The following is a 13,821-nucleotide window of genomic DNA, read 5'->3' as shown; positions in this document are numbered from 1 at the left end:
CCCCGGGCAGGCCCTTGTGGCCTGCCCTCCCCGAGCCGACCGGACGATGTCCCCCGCGCATCAGTAGGCGCCCTGTCCTTCGAGCACCGCGCGCAGCGTCTTCCACAAGATCACCGTGTCGAGGGCGAGCGACCAGTCCTCGACGTACCGCAGGTCCAGCCGGACCGACTCGTCCCACGGCAGGTCACTGCGTCCGCTGATCTGCCACAGGCCGGTGAGCCCGGGCTTGACCAGCAGCCGCCGCCGGATGTCCGGGTCGTACGCGGCGGACTCCTCCGGCAGCGGAGGCCGCGGGCCGACGAGCGACATCGATCCGGTGAGCACGTTGAACAGTTGCGGGAGCTCGTCGAGCGAATACCGGCGCAGCGTCGCTCCCACTCGGGTCACCCGAGGGTCCCGGCGCATCTTGAACAGCGGGCCGGCGCCCTCGTTGCGGTCGGCCAGCGCGGCACGGGCCCGGTGGGCCCCGGCGACCATGGTGCGGAACTTGACCGTGGTGAACTCGCGGCCGTCCTTGCCGACTCTGCGCTGGAGGTAGAACACCCCACCGGGGCTGTCCACCAGCACGAGCAGCCCGACGACCGCCATCAGCGGCGCGAACAGCACCAGCAGGACCGCCGCGCCCATCCGGTCGACGACCTCCTTGACCGCCCGGCGCCCCCCGGTGAAGACCGGCATGCTGACCCGCAGCAGCGGGATCCCGAGCACCGCGTCGACGTGCAGCCGCGGACCGGCCACCTCCATCAGCACGGGGGCCACGACCATCTCGGCGTCGCTGCCCTCGAGGTTCCAGGCCAGCCGCTGCAGCCGGTCCGGTGACCAGTGCGGGTCCGGTGTGACCGCGACGACGCGGTAGCCGTCGCGGCGGACGTGGCCCGCGACGTCCGTGAGCCGTCCGACGACCGGTACGCCGTCCAGCTGGTCGGCGTCGAACCCGAGACCGTCCGGCGTGCACACGGCCTCCACCCGCCACCCCAGGTGGGGGAACTTGCGGGTGCGGGTGATCAGGTCGCGCACGGTGGCCGGGCTACCGGCGGCGAGCACCGGGCGCAGGCACCGCCCCTCCTTGCGCTGTTTGTGCAGCCAGAGGCGCAGCAGGTACCGCTCGGTCATCGTGACGAGCGCGATCGCCGGGATCGCGACGAAGATCCAGAGCTTGATGTTGTGCGAGGTGAGGGCGATCCCACCGAGCGCCAGGACGACGGCCGCCGTGAACAGCGAGCGCCCGAGCCGGCGGAACTCCTCTGCGCCCTGGCCGAGTACGGCCGGAGCCCAGGACCGGCTCACCGCGAGCGCGCCCAGCACCAGCAGCTCGGTGCCGAAGGCGAGAATGCTCCACTTCTCGTGCCAGTTGGCCGCGTCCCGGACCCCGAAGAAGCCGCCTATCGCCGCCACCACGAAGGCGGTGGCCACCGTGTCGCTGATGATCACGGTACGCCGGTACCGCTGCTCCCAGTCGATGGCGGGCTGGATGATCGCCCTCTTCACCGGACGCCCGCGCGCCGATAGAAAAGGGCGGGCTAATTCACCCTCCTCCTGCTGCACAATTCCCCCCAAGTCACCAGCGGACTCGACGTGTTCGCTCCACACGGTTCCTCCCCCCGGGAGGCTCGCGCGCCCCCCGCACTGTTCATCCCCTCGGGAGGCCCCGCCCCCCGCGCCGCGCTGTTCGTTCCCCGGGGGGTCCCCACCCCCCGGCGCATGGCATACCGGCCGGTGTGGTGCTACGTGGGCACCCCACCGGGCCGACAGTGGATTCGCATGTCCTGCCGGAGTCCCGGGATGTGCGGGAAACCGTTGACGATCGCTCCCCGCACCCAAGGCCCCCTTCTCGGGCTCCAAGAACTGATCACCGAAACGGCGAACGCCGGTGAGACGACTGCCGGTTGTCCGTGGCGACGGACCTGTGGATCACCGTGTGCCGACTCGTGTCATGCATGCGAAGCAGGGTCAATGTAGACCACGAGTGCCGGTCTGGAGGGGGGAATGTATGCAACTTGTGCGCAGGCTTTGAAGCCGGATCCTCCGAACGGCGCCCGGTCGCGGCCGACTTGACGACGCAGACGTGCTGTGACCTGTGGTGACGGGGTGTGAGGGGCTGTGAGAGGTCTCGCGCCGGGGTCAGCAGCCGCTGGGGGCGGACGGGGGCACGAAGGTCGCCGCGAGTGCGCGGTCGGACTTCAGCTTCACGTCCATGGCGCCTCGCCCGGCCTCGGTGTAGGAGGTCGGCATCTGGAGGTCGGCCGGCAGGTCCGCCTCACTGATGTCGGCGCCCGTGTGGACGACCGACAGCGAGCCCCGGCAGGCCGATGACTGCGGGGGCACGCTGCCGTCGACGATCCCGGCCGCCGGGCCGACCGTGAGGACGGGCCGGTCCATGAGGGCGTACTGGAACTTCTGGGGCGGGGTGGGCCGGGCGGACTGGCCCGGGGGCGGGGAGGGCCGGGCGGGCAGGCCGGGGGTCCTTCCGGCGGGGGTGATGTCCACCCAGAACCGGCTGAGGGTCACCTTGACCGCCGAGCAGGGGCGTTCGGTCGGGTCGGGATCGAAGGACAGCCCGGAACCGTCTATCTTCAAGGCCCTGCTGCCGTAGGAACCGCTGCTGCTCTTGAGGCGGCCGAGGTAGACGGTGAGCTTGTCCGGGTCCATGGCGCCGGTGTCCACGCACTGCGCGCTCGGAGCCGCCGAGGGCGAGGCGGGGCCGGGGGCGGGGGCCGACGGGGTGGGTGCGGCGGGTGTGGTGGGCGGTGCGGATGCCGTGCCCGTGGCGCGCGAGGCCGTCGGGGAGGCTGTGACGCCCCCGCCCGAACAGCCCGCCACGGCGAGCAGCAGTGCCGCGGTGGGCAGGGCGAGTGCGGCCCCTCTTGATCGATGACGCATGTGTGCTCCGCTCCGGTCCGGTGAGGCGTGATCCCTGCCATGGTGGCAGGCGGCTTGCCGGAGCACCGCTGCTTATGCTTCTGCCGTTTACCCAGGGTCCGTTGACGGGCCGTCATGCGCGGCCCAGTGTGGAGGGCGGGGAGCTCACGGACCGGAGGCCGACCGCGGCCGCCTCGGCGGCCGGGGTGGTGAGAAAGCCGTTCAGTCTCCGGCCGTCGTGCGGCGGGCGTAGGCGCGGGCGGCTCTGGCGCGGTCGCCGCAGCGGGTCGAGCACCAGTGGCGGCGCCCGTGGCGGAGCAGGTAGCGGTTGCACGGGGGGGAGCCGCAGGCGGTGAGGCGTTCGGCGTCGGGACCGGAGAGGAGTTCGGCGGCGTCGTTGGCGAGGACCGCGAGGGCGTGGTCGACGATCTGGCTGGTGGGATGGGCGGCGGCGCGGTAGGGGCCGTGCGCCGGGTCCCAGTGCAACAGGGACGCCGCGGGCGCGCGGGTGAGCGCGTCATTGACGGCGGCGAGGGCTCCGGGGAGGGCCGGGAGGCCGTCGACCCGGGAGGCGAGCAGTGATCTGACCTGCTCGCGCAGCGACCGCAGCTGCGCGGCGCACATCTCCCGCATCTCCACGTCGTCCGGGGCGAGATCGTGCCCGATCAGCCACCGGCGGGCGGCGTCGGGGGTGCCGAGGAGGTCGGCGAACCGGCCGCCGGGCAGGGCGATGGCGCTGTTGGCGAAGTCGAGCGCGGGGTACTGCTCCGCGCCGGGGGCAGGGGGCGCGGCGGGCTCGGCGGTCACGGTCTCCTTCATGAGTCTCATGTTACGGGTTGCGCTCATCCGTGAGAAACCACTACCGTTCATCACGGATAAACCGCCTCCCATCCGTGAGGATTACGTCATGACCACGTCCGGCACGCCCCATGAGCAGATCCTCGTTCGAGTCTTCGGCGGCCCCACCGCCCTCTTCACCTACGGTGGCCTGCGCTTCCTGACCGACCCCACCTTCGATGCCCCCGGCGACTACCCGGCGCCGGGTCGGCCCCTGCTGACCAAGACCGCGCCCTCCTCCGGCAGCCCCGCCGACCTGGGCCGGGTCGACGTGGTCCTGCTCTCGCACGACGAGCACGCCGACAACCTCGACACCTCCGGCCGGGCGTTCCTCGCCGACGTACCCCTCACCCTCACCACGCCCGGCGGCGGGCAGCGGCTGGGCGGCACGGCCAAGGGGCTGGCCGACTGGGAGGAGGTACGGCTCGACCGTCCCGGTGGCGGCACGGTCACCGTGACGGGCGTACCGGCCATCCACGGGCCCGGGAAGCGCGAAGAGGTAGAACCGGTCACCGGCCAGGTCGTCGGATTCGTCCTGACCGGGGACGGCCTGCCCACGGTCTACGTCAGCGGCGACAACGCCTCGCTCGACCCGGTCCGGCAGATCGCCGAACGCTTCGGCCCGGTGGACACCGCCGTCCTCTTCGCGGGAGCCCCTCGCTTCCCCATCCTCTTCGGCGGCGAGACCCTCGTCCTGGACAGCGCCCAGGCGGCCGAAGCGGCCGAGATCCTCGGCGCCCGCCAGGTGGTTCCCGTCCACTACGACAGCTGGGCCCACTTCACCGAGGGCCGCGAGGACCTGGTGGCCGCCTTCGCCGCCGCCGGACTCGCCGACCGCCTGGACCTGCGCGACCGGGGCTGACGGCCGCACCCCACCGGGCCGCCCCGCACCGGGCCGGACCGCACCCGACGGACCGTGCTGCGCCGGGGCCGGGCTCGCCCCGCCCCGACGCAGCGCGGTCTCACGGCGTACGCATAGGTTCGCCTGCGACCCTGGCGGCTCCGCACTCCAGCGAGCCACCCGGGGAGCCCATGGGCATCGCCTCCACCGCCCGTCCCGGTCACCGGACGAGCCGCCGTCGGCCCCGTCGCTTCAGTACGCCCGCCCGCGTACAAGCCTGCGCGGCGGCGACGATCTGGGCGGGGGCCGCCGGGGTCCTGGGCCTGTGGTGGAACGACACGAGCGCCGTCGTCGGACCGGCCGGCTGGCTGACCGGCGCCGGGCGGATCACCGGCCTGCTCGCGGGCTACGCCTGCGCGGTCCTGCTGGTGCTCATGGCCCGCGTCCCCGTCCTCGACCGCTCCGTCGGCACGGACCGGCTGGCCCGCTGGCACGCCCTGGGGGGCCGCTGCACGCTCTCGCTGGCGCTCGCCCACACCCTGCTCGTCATCGGGGGCTACACCCTGACGTCCGGCACGAACGTCCTGGACCAGACGGCCGCCCTGGTGCTGGACTACCCCGACCTGCTGAAGGGAACCGCCGGGTTCCTGCTGTTCGCCGCCACCGGGATCCTGTCCGCCCGCGCGGCCCGCCGCCGGATGAGCTACGAGACCTGGCACTACCTGCACTTCGCGACGTACCTCGCCGTCTTCCTCGCCTTCGGCCACCAGCTCTCCAACGGCGCCGACTTCGTCGGGGACCGGGCGGCCCAACTGGCCTGGTACGCCCTCTACCTCGGCGCCGCGGCCCTGCTGCTCTGGTACCGGTTCGCCGTGCCGCTGCGCGCGGGCACGCGCCACCGGCTGCGCGTCACCGCCGTCCTGCCCGAGGCCCCCGGCGTCTTCTCCATGCACCTCACGGGCGAGCGCCTCGATGAACTGGGCGCCCTGCCAGGGCAGTTCCTCCGCTGGCGGTTCCTGGCACCCGGGCTGTGGTGGACCGCCAACCCGTACTCCCTCTCCGCGGCGCCGCACCCCGACCGCCTGCGCATCACCGTGAAGGCGGCCGGCGGACACAGCGCGGCCCTGGCCCGCCTGGCACCCGGGACCCGGGTGTGGGCGGAAGGCCCCTACGGCGGTCTCACGGCGGGCCGCCGCACCGCGCCCCGGGTCCTCCTCCTCGCCGGCGGGGTCGGAATCACCCCGCTGCGCGCACTGTTCGAAACGCTCCCGGGGCACGTCACCCTGATCTACCGCGCCCGGCGCCCCGACGACCTCGCGCTGCGCCGCGAACTCGACGCCATAGCGGCCTCCCGGCACAGCCCGGTCCACTACGTCCTCGACGACCCGGCCGGCCACCGCTCCCCGCTCACGGCGGCGGCCCTGCACGCGCTGGTACCGGACCTGGCCGCGCACGACGTCTACCTCTGCGGGCCGCCCGGGATGACCGGGGCCGCCGTGCGCGCCCTGCGCGACGCCGGTGTACCCGGCCGCCGCATCCATCACGAGTCGTTCGCGTTCTGAGGAGAACCCCATGCGCCGAGCCGTCCTCACCGCCACCGGGATCAGCGCCCTGGTCGTCACCCTGCTCTCCCTCAAACCGCACCAGCAGAGCGCCCCGTCCGCGACGGCGCCGCCGCGCCCCGGCACGGTGACCCCGCAGACCGCCGCGAGCAGCGCGGCCGGTCCGCCCACGGGCACCGGCACCTTCACCGGCGATCCCGTCGACACCCGGTACGGGGCCGTGCAGGTCTCCGTGACCCTCGTCCAGGGGAAGATCACGGCGGTCCGGGTCCTCCAGGCACCGGACCGCGGCGGCCGTGACCGCCAGCTCACCTCCTACGCCGTGCCGCGCCTCACCCAGGAGGCGCTCGACGCGCAGAGCGCGGACATCGACGCGATATCCGGGGCCAGTTACACCAGCGAGGGCTACGCGCGGTCGCTGCAGAGCGCGCTGGACCGGGCCCGTGCCTGAGACCGTACGGACACCTCACGCCGAGCGGGGCCTGCGCCACGTCGAGCACGTCATGGGCACCGTCTTCTCCTTCGACATCCGCGACCGCCCCACCGCCGCGCTCCACCGCGCCCTGGCCCGGGCGGTGCGCCATCTGCACGCCGTGGACGCGCTGTTCTCGACCTACCGCCACGACAGCGCCATCAGCCGTCTCGACCGGGGTGATGTCACCCTGGCCGACTGTCCCCGCGAGGTGCACGAGGTCCTCTCGCTCTGCGGACAGGCCACGCACGTCAGCGAGGGCTGGTTCAGCATCCTCGCGGGCGGGGTCCTCGACCCCTCCGGTCTCGTCAAGGGGTGGGCGACCGAGACCGCGTCCCGGATCCTCCACGACGCCGGGGCGCGCCACACCTGTGTCAACGGCGGCGGCGACCTCCAGCTGCGCGTCGGTACACCTCCCGCCAGGCCATGGCGCGTTGGCATTGCCCACCCGCTCGGGCCCGGAGAGCTCGTCACCGTCGTCACCGCCGCCCACGACCTGGCCATCGCCACCTCCGGCACCGCCGAACGCGGCTGCCACGTCCTCGATCCGCACCGGGGGACACCCGCCGTGGGGCTCGCCTCCGTCACCGTCGTCGGACCCTGGCTGACCATGACCGACGCTTACGCCACCGCCGCCTTCGCGCGCGGGCCCGATGCCCGGCCGTGGCTGGAGGGGCTGGAGGGATACGAAGCCCTGGCCGTCATGCCCGACGGGCGGACGTGGCGCACGTCCGGCTTCTCCCGCTACGAGCTGTCGCCCGGGGCCGCCGCGGAGTGACCCGCGACCGCCCCGGGGCCCGCGTTCCCAGGCGGTCTTGACGAGGGCGAGGACTTGGGCTCAGTGCGGCCGCGCCAGCGCGGGCTGCCGGGCCTTGGCCGTCGCCCGGGGCACCTGCAGGCGGCCCAGGTTGGCGCTGATCATCGCCGCCGCGCGGCCCACGGCCTCGCCGAGCGGGGCGATCTGCTTGCCGTCCAGGCCGCTCGCCGCCACGGCGGCGACCACCTCCCCCGAGGTGCAGTGCACCGGCGCCGCCACGCAGGAGAGCGGGCCCACGCACTGTCCGTACTGGAAGGCGAGCCCCTCCTCGCGGGCCCGCGCGACCTCCCGGACCCAGGTGGCTTTCGTCCAGCCTTCGGGAAGCCGGTCCACGGGCGTGGACGCCGCCAGGATCAGCTCGGCCGCGCTCCCCGGCGGCAGTACGACACCCGGGCGCAGGGCGAGGACGTCGTCCGCCTCACCCCGTATGCCGCCGACGATGATGGTGTGGCCCGCCTCGGGCACCGAAATGCTGAGGCTCAACCTGCCTGCCATGGAAGCGAGTTCACGCAGCGGTCCGGCCGCCGCCGCGCGCAGCGCACGCGCGGGGTGCCATGCCTGTCCCAGCCGGAACGTCCTCGAGCCCAGACAGTAGCGGCCCTCACGGCTCTGCACCGCGCCGAGTGCCACCAGCTGGCCCAGCAGCCGGTGGGCGGTGGCCTTCGGCAGCGCGGCGCCGGCCGCCAGCCGGGTCAGCCCGACCTCGTCGTCCTGCGCGAGCACCTCCATCAGCGCGAACGCACCCTCCAGCACGCCACGTCCTTCTGTACCGGATCTGGCCATGAGAGGTTCCCCCCGTCTCACGCTGGCCCCATCGGTCGGATGGTGCCAGAACTCCCCGTCCGTCCCAGCTCAGGGGTGGAACGGTGTCGCCGTCCCCCGTTCACCGGTCCGTTGAATGGACTAGATCATTGCCCGTCCTCCGGAATCGCGCCACTGTGTTGTCAGCCAAGTGACGGCAGCGGTACGGCACTTCCGAGTGCCGGACCGGCCGTCAGCCCGGAACGAAACAAGGAGGATCCCGATGAGCGCCATCAAGACCAGCGCGAAGCAGTTCAAGTACGTCATGGGTGCCATGACGTCGGTCTTCTTCTCCTACTGCTCCGCCAGCTGACGCAGCGCTGAAAGGAGGGGGTGGGGGCGGCTTCCGCCCCCACCCCCTCGTCACACCCAAGGGAGGCACGAGTGCTGGAGACCGGTGTCCGGCAGGTACGGGTGGCGTTGTCCATGGTGTTCGGCCGGCGGCTGAACGTACGGGCCGTGGAGCGGCTGGTCGCCGACGCTCTTGCCACGCTGGAGGAGTTCGGCTCGCTGGGCGACGACGTCGACGAGATGGCCGACGGGCCGTTCGCCGATCCGGCCGAGCGCAGGGAGCTGCAGAACCGCGCGCTCCAGCGGACCGCGCGCAAACTCGCCAAGAGTTCGCCCTTCTACCGTGAGCGGCTCGCCGAAGTGGACCTCGGCGCCCTCACCGTCGAGACGCTCGCCGACATCCCGGTGACGCGCAAAGCCGACCTGGTCGAGCGCCCCGCCGACTTCCTGTGCAGCGCCCCGTACCTGGCGACGCAGACCACCGGCACCACCGGCCGCCCCGTCCGCATCTGGCTCTCCCGCTACGAGATGGAACTCTGGCCCGCGCTGATCGCGCTCTCGCTGGTCCTGCGCGGCGAACTCGGCCCCGGCGACCGGATGCAGATCAACCTCAGCTCCCGGGCGACGGCCGCCGTGCAGGAGGACGTCGCGGTGTGCCGGCTCGCCAACGCCTCGTGCCATGTCGTGGGGCAGATCCCGCCGGACGAGTCCGTCGAGCACCTGCTCGGCCGGGACGGCGTCCGGCCCACCATCCTCACCGGAACCCCCAGCTACCTCGGGCAGTTGGTGACCGCCGCGCGTCGGAGCGGCTACGGCCCCGACGACTTCGGACTGCGGGCGATCTACGGCGGCGGCGAGATGCTGTCGCGGAACCTGATGGACGCCCTGCGCGACACCTTCGGGGCCGAGGTCGTCGGCGACGCCTTCGGCATGACCGAGCTGCTCCCCGTGGGCGGCCGTACGTGCAGCCAGCGCCATCTGCACCTCGACCCCAACACGGGGTACGTGGAGGTGCTCGACCTGGAGACGGGCCGGCCCGCGGGCCCCGGCCGGCTCGGCGAGCTGACGGTGACCCCGTACTTCCCCTACCGCGAGTGCATGCCCGTCCTGCGGTACAACACGGGCGACCTGGTCCGCACGCTGGAGGGGGAGCCGGACTGCGAACTCGCGGTCGTCCCCGCGGTCTCCCACATCCTGGGCAAAGCGGGCCTGCTGCACCGCACCAGCGACGGCATCGTGACCCCGCGCGACATCGTGGAGGCGCTGGACGGCACCCCCGGGCTGCCGTTCCCGCTGCGCCACTCGGCGCGCGTGGGGGAGAGCGGCCGCCTGCAGGTGGAGGTCGCCGCCAAGGAGGTCACCGCCACGGAAGTGGCCGAGCGACTGCGCGAGCGGGACATCGACGCCGACGTCACGGTCCTGCCGCTGAGCGACGAGGAGGCCGCGCTGCGCTTCCCCCTCCGCTGCGACCTGACGGAGCACACCTTCACCCGGAGCCACGCATGAGCGTCTTCTTCCAGCTCGCGGTCACCAGCGTCCTGGCGCTCGCGGTGTGCGCCGGAGCGGTCTTCTACTTCCGCACCGTCCGCGCGGCCAGGCCGCCGGTCGGCGTCTTCAACGGCCGCGACATCTTCGTGATCATGGGCTTCGTCCTGGCCCTGCCGTACGTCTACCTCGCGCTGCCCGGCGGATTCCTCCCGGTCGTGCTCGCCCTCGTGTTCGCGGGCGGCCTGTCCGTCGGCTACCAGCCCGTCATCGGCAACGGCCGACTGCGCTGGGCGCTGATCGCCGTCCTGATCGCGAGCGTGCTCGTCTCCCACCTGGCCTTCGGCGAGAGCGCCCCGCCGTACTGGGTGGCGAACAGCTGCGTCGTCGGCCTGGTCGTCGTGTCCGCCACGAACCTCAACGTCCAGGGCGGCATGCGGCTGAAGAACGTCGCGTGGTTCCTCCTCCTGCTCGCCGCGTACGACGCCTTCTTCGCCTGGGTCGTCCCGCTGACCGAGGAACTGTCCGAGGCCATCCAGGGCTACCCGTTCGCCCCCGCCGCCGGTCTGCGCGTCGGCGAGGACCTGGGCGCCGTGGTCGGCATGGGCGATCTGCTGGCGTACGCCCTGTTCACCACCTGTGCCTACAAGGCGTACGGGAAGCCGGGGCTGCGGGTCGGGATCCTGCTGGTCGCCGTCTTCGGCGCCGTCGGGCCCGTGGCCGCGCTGCACCTCGTCACCGCGGCCACCGGACACGCACCGGCCCTCATCCCCGCCCAGGTCATCTTCGGCCCGGCCGCCTTCCTCGGTCACCTGTACCTGCGTCGCCGCGGTCCGGAACGGCGCATGGCCGACCTGGTGTTGCCGCGCGACCGAGTGGCGCAATTGTCCTCGTAATGCGGCTGCCGGTCAGCGGTTTTCGGTCACCCGCTCGAAATGGGAGCGGGCCGGCCCGATGGCCGCCCGAGTCGGGTCAGGAAGGTGCCACCGCTGGTGGGCGGCGTACCAACGACGGCCAGTAGGACTTGACATACAGCGGATTGACGTCGCTGATGATCAAACCTACTGGCCGGAAACGTTTCTATTTGGATTAGCATGGCGGTCATGTTGCGCCGTGGCCCGCTGACTCGCAGCCCCTGGTGGGGGGTTCTGCTGGTGTGGGCGCTCGTCCTCGTGGTCGCACCCGCTCCCGAGGGCGTGATGGGGAAGCGCGCCCAGGCCGAAGCGGCCGCACACGGGACGGCGGCCGTCGCGGCCGTGTGGGGCGAGCGGACTCCGGACGGATACCACCGCTGCGAGGCGGTGTCGGCGCTCGCCGCGGACCCGTCCCCCGCGGAGCGGCGCGGTGAAGGGCCGGTCAGGCCCCCGGCGTTGCCGGATGCGAATGACGCGCCCGGCGGTGGGACATTGCACCCGATCGGAACCCATTCGGTGCAGCCTCCCCCTGAATTGCTCACCTTGTGTGTCTCGCGGACGTAGTGCGGTGCGCTGAACAGTGGCGTTGACCGCGGCTGCGGGAATTCCTGGTGCCCTGAGGCTGGTAGCCTGGCGCGGAATTCTCCTCATGGCGCGCGAATGGAGCAATTTGACGGCTCATCAAATGGGGCGTGCAGAGGGGGGAATGGTTACTCGCGAGTTTCGTGCACAGTGAGAATTGACCGACTCTTATGTGGATCGACTGTGAGTGTCTTGCCGCCCGGTAGCGACGGACGGCGAGGGGGATGGGGGACCCTGTGGCAGGTGCTGGACGGCTCGTTGCCGGTGAGGATCAGGAAGAACTAGAGGATCTGGTGCGGCGGGCCCAGCGGGGGGACGCGCTCGCCATGGACGAGTTGCTGGGGATCCTCGCGCCGCGCGTGGGGCGGATCTGCGGCCCCATCGCGCTGGAGGACGGCGCCGATGCCACGCAGGAAGCGCTGATCGCGATCTTTCGCAATCTCCGCCAACTGCGTTCGGCCTCGGCCCTGTTCGGCTGGGCGCGCGCCATCGCCGCCCGTGAGGCGGTCCGGTTGGCGGCCCAGCGCAACAGGGTGGTCGTCGCCGAGATCGCCGACTCCCCGGCCGTCGACGTGGACGTGGAACTGACGGCGGACATCGGGGACGTACTGCGCCGGCTGTCACCGGAGCACCGCGTCGTCCTCGCGCTCCGACATATCGAGGGCCTGGACGAGCAGGAGGTGTCCGACGTGCTCGCCATTCCGGTGGGTACCGTCAGGTCACGCCTGTTCCGGGCCCGGGACGCTTTCCGCAAGGCCTGGAAGTAACGCCCGCCCCAGAAGGAGGGCGGCGGCCGCCTCAGGAGGAGGACCGGGCCTGGATCCGCAGCTCAAGACGGTCGAGCAGCGCATCGGCCCGGGCCTCGGTGCCGAAGAGCCCGATCCTCTTCAGGGCGGACGCCCCGGGGATGCGCAGACCCGACATGAAGGCGAACGTGGTTCCCGATCCGTCGGGGATCGCGGCCATCGCGCCGAGCAGCACCTTGCTCTGCATCAGGCACCAGCCGGGCCGCAGGACGACGTCGAAGTGCTCGCGGTGGCCGAGGCTGCTGACGGCCTGGGCGGAGATCCGCTCGCCGTCGGTGCCGGTGATCGTGAAGGAGCGCAGGCCGGTGATGATCTGCGGCAGCTCGTTCTCCAGGTCGGCGGCCACGGCCCAGAGCCGCTCGATCGGCACCTCGTAGCGCCGCTGCGCGTACGACGTGGCGTTGGTGGCGGCGGAGATGACCTTGAGGCGCCTGATCGGGTCCAGATCGGCCGTGGGCCACGATCCGCTCACGACTTCACTCATGTGATCCGCTCTCCTCCGTACGGCCGGCCCGTCATATTTTCGCTGCTTCGGTGGAGTGTAACGCGCCATGGGCCCCTCTATACCTGCGGATAACGAGCTGTTCCGCGCCAGCGGTCGGCCCAGCCGACGCCGTTACGGCACAAGGAAGTTGAGAAATGCGCACTATGTCCGATTGCCCTCCCGTTTCCGTTCCCGTTCCCGTTCCCGTTGCCCTCCTCGACGTGAGCGGACATTCGCCTTCGGAACTCGCGCATCACGACCGCCCACGGGCGGCCCCCTATTCCGCTCACCGGAATGTGCGGCCGGGAATTGCGGGTGTCCCGGTGCGGAGCCTGCCGGCCCAATTGCGCCAGCAGCGGCCGCGGCTCCCAGGACTCGGCTTCGGTACGTCCTCCTTGCACGAGGGCCCGCCGCCGGGCGTCCGCGCGGCGGAACGGGCGCTCGCGGCCACCATGCCCCCCGCCCGCCGCTCCGAGTTCCTGATCGGCCGCTGCGCGCTGCACCGCGCGCTGCGCGACGCCGGGATCGAAGCGGGCGCCGTGCTGTTCGACGGCCGTGGACCCGGGCTGCCGCCCGGGGTCACCGGGTCCATCAGCCACGCGAACGGGATGGCCGTCGCGATCGCGGCCCGCACCCACGAGGTGCTGAGCCTGGGCATCGACGTGGAGTTCACCGTCCCGCCGCTGGAAGCGGCGCACCTGGTGCTCGGTCCGGGTGACCAGCGGTCGCTGGTCACCCGGCGGGGCGAGGTGGCCCGGGACAGGCTGCTGCGCGCCTTCTCGGCCAAGGAGGCGGCCTTCAAGGCGCTCAGCCCGCTCGTCGGCGCCGCCGGGCTGCCCGGTCTGCGCGCCGTACGCCTGGAACCGCTCGGCGCGGGCTTCGCCGCCTGGCCGGTGGACCGGCCGGAACTGGTGGCGGAGGTGACCGTACGGCCCCTGCCCGCCGGGGTGCTCAGCTGGGCCGCGCTGCGTCCCTGACGCCCGCGGCCCCGGCCGGGGAGGCCGCCGGACCGGTCGGCGCATGAATGCGTACCCTCCGTGCCTTGCCTCGTGCACACTCGGTCACTTGGT

13 protein-coding genes are annotated in these 13,821 nt (G+C 72.3%); 8 read left to right on the top strand and 5 right to left on the bottom strand.

From position 1 onward, the window contains the following. Positions 1-60: 60 nt before the first annotated feature. The 3 genes from ABT084_RS20475 to ABT084_RS20465 all read right to left on the bottom strand — a co-directional run bounded on the left by ABT084_RS20475 (position 61) and on the right by ABT084_RS20465 (position 3,687). The gene (locus tag ABT084_RS20475; RefSeq protein WP_351045877.1) at positions 61-1,545 is read right to left on the bottom strand and encodes a sugar transferase; all 1,485 of its coding nucleotides are present in this window, start codon (positions 1,543-1,545) and stop codon (positions 61-63) included. A 576-nt stretch (positions 1,546-2,121) separates the two neighbouring features. Beyond that, a complete protein-coding gene (locus ABT084_RS20470; RefSeq protein ID WP_351045700.1) occupies positions 2,122-2,880 on the bottom strand; it encodes a hypothetical protein in 759 nt (252 codons plus the stop codon). Positions 2,881-3,081: 201 nt separating this feature from the next. After that, a complete protein-coding gene (locus ABT084_RS20465; protein ID WP_502968982.1) occupies positions 3,082-3,687 on the bottom strand; it encodes a CGNR zinc finger domain-containing protein in 606 nt (201 codons plus the stop codon). Positions 3,688-3,766: 79 nt separating this feature from the next. Between ABT084_RS20465 and ABT084_RS20460 the strand changes: the two genes are divergently transcribed. The 4 genes from ABT084_RS20460 to ABT084_RS20445 all read left to right on the top strand — a co-directional run bounded on the left by ABT084_RS20460 (position 3,767) and on the right by ABT084_RS20445 (position 7,349). After that, complete coding sequence (locus ABT084_RS20460) at positions 3,767-4,558, top strand: MBL fold metallo-hydrolase (protein WP_351045695.1); 792 nt, start codon at positions 3,767-3,769, stop codon at positions 4,556-4,558. 170 nt (positions 4,559-4,728) lie between these two features. After that, on the top strand, positions 4,729-6,099 hold the full coding sequence (locus tag ABT084_RS20455) for a ferredoxin reductase family protein (protein ID WP_351045693.1): 1,371 nt from the start codon (positions 4,729-4,731) through the stop codon (positions 6,097-6,099). Between the two features lie 10 nt (positions 6,100-6,109). Next, the gene (locus ABT084_RS20450; RefSeq protein ID WP_351045691.1) at positions 6,110-6,550 is read left to right on the top strand and encodes an FMN-binding protein; all 441 of its coding nucleotides are present in this window, start codon (positions 6,110-6,112) and stop codon (positions 6,548-6,550) included. 52 nt (positions 6,551-6,602) lie between these two features. Then, on the top strand, positions 6,603-7,349 hold the full coding sequence (locus ABT084_RS20445) for an FAD:protein FMN transferase (protein ID WP_351045875.1): 747 nt from the start codon (positions 6,603-6,605) through the stop codon (positions 7,347-7,349). Positions 7,350-7,409: 60 nt separating this feature from the next. Here the strand turns inward: ABT084_RS20445 and ABT084_RS20440 are convergent, their stop codons facing one another. Continuing rightward, on the bottom strand, positions 7,410-8,141 hold the full coding sequence (locus ABT084_RS20440; protein WP_351045688.1) for an IclR family transcriptional regulator: 732 nt from the start codon (positions 8,139-8,141) through the stop codon (positions 7,410-7,412). 432 nt (positions 8,142-8,573) lie between these two features. Here ABT084_RS20440 and ABT084_RS20435 point away from each other — a divergent pair, with 432 nt between their 5' ends. From ABT084_RS20435 to ABT084_RS20425, 3 genes are all read left to right on the top strand, one after another. Next, positions 8,574-9,986 (top strand): phenylacetate--CoA ligase family protein, encoded by a 1,413-nt coding sequence (locus ABT084_RS20435; RefSeq protein WP_351045686.1) that lies wholly within the window; start codon positions 8,574-8,576, stop codon positions 9,984-9,986. Beyond that, entirely contained in the window at positions 9,983-10,861 is an 879-nt protein-coding gene (locus ABT084_RS20430) for a hypothetical protein (protein WP_351045683.1), read from the top strand. The genes ABT084_RS20435 and ABT084_RS20430 overlap by 4 nt, the downstream gene beginning before the upstream one ends. A gap of 893 nt (positions 10,862-11,754) precedes the next feature. Next, complete coding sequence (locus ABT084_RS20425; RefSeq protein WP_351045680.1) at positions 11,755-12,228, top strand: RNA polymerase sigma factor; 474 nt, start codon at positions 11,755-11,757, stop codon at positions 12,226-12,228. Positions 12,229-12,259: 31 nt separating this feature from the next. Here ABT084_RS20425 and ABT084_RS20420 read toward each other — a convergent pair whose 3' ends face one another. Then, a complete protein-coding gene (locus ABT084_RS20420; RefSeq protein WP_351045679.1) occupies positions 12,260-12,751 on the bottom strand; it encodes a hypothetical protein in 492 nt (163 codons plus the stop codon). A gap of 323 nt (positions 12,752-13,074) precedes the next feature. Between ABT084_RS20420 and ABT084_RS20415 the strand changes: the two genes are divergently transcribed. After that, a complete protein-coding gene (locus ABT084_RS20415) occupies positions 13,075-13,728 on the top strand; it encodes a 4'-phosphopantetheinyl transferase family protein (protein ID WP_351045676.1) in 654 nt (217 codons plus the stop codon). Positions 13,729-13,821: the final 93 nt, after the last annotated feature.

Origin of the sequence: Streptomyces sp. NPDC002138, from assembly GCF_040296485.1 — a bacterium.
Taxonomy (GTDB): Bacteria; Actinomycetota; Actinomycetes; order Streptomycetales; family Streptomycetaceae; genus Streptomyces.
The sequence above is the reverse complement of the archived record's forward strand: the minus strand, read 5'-3'. Positions and strand labels throughout refer to the sequence as shown.

Bases quoted from the DNA above. Each gene is read 5' to 3' on its own strand.
- ABT084_RS20470 (WP_351045700.1), bottom strand. From the start codon at position 2,880: ATGCGTCATCGATCAAGAGGGGCCGCACTCGCCCTGCCCACCGCGGCA.
- ABT084_RS20465 (WP_502968982.1), bottom strand. From the start codon at position 3,687: ATGAGACTCATGAAGGAGACCGTGACCGCCGAGCCCGCCGCGCCCCCT.
- ABT084_RS20460 (WP_351045695.1), top strand. From the start codon at position 3,767: ATGACCACGTCCGGCACGCCCCATGAGCAGATCCTCGTTCGAGTCTTC.
- ABT084_RS20455 (WP_351045693.1), top strand. From the start codon at position 4,729: ATGGGCATCGCCTCCACCGCCCGTCCCGGTCACCGGACGAGCCGCCGT.
- ABT084_RS20450 (WP_351045691.1), top strand. From the start codon at position 6,110: ATGCGCCGAGCCGTCCTCACCGCCACCGGGATCAGCGCCCTGGTCGTC.
- ABT084_RS20445 (WP_351045875.1), top strand. From the start codon at position 6,603: ATGGGCACCGTCTTCTCCTTCGACATCCGCGACCGCCCCACCGCCGCG.
- ABT084_RS20430 (WP_351045683.1), top strand. From the start codon at position 9,983: ATGAGCGTCTTCTTCCAGCTCGCGGTCACCAGCGTCCTGGCGCTCGCG.
- ABT084_RS20420 (WP_351045679.1), bottom strand. From the start codon at position 12,751: ATGAGTGAAGTCGTGAGCGGATCGTGGCCCACGGCCGATCTGGACCCG.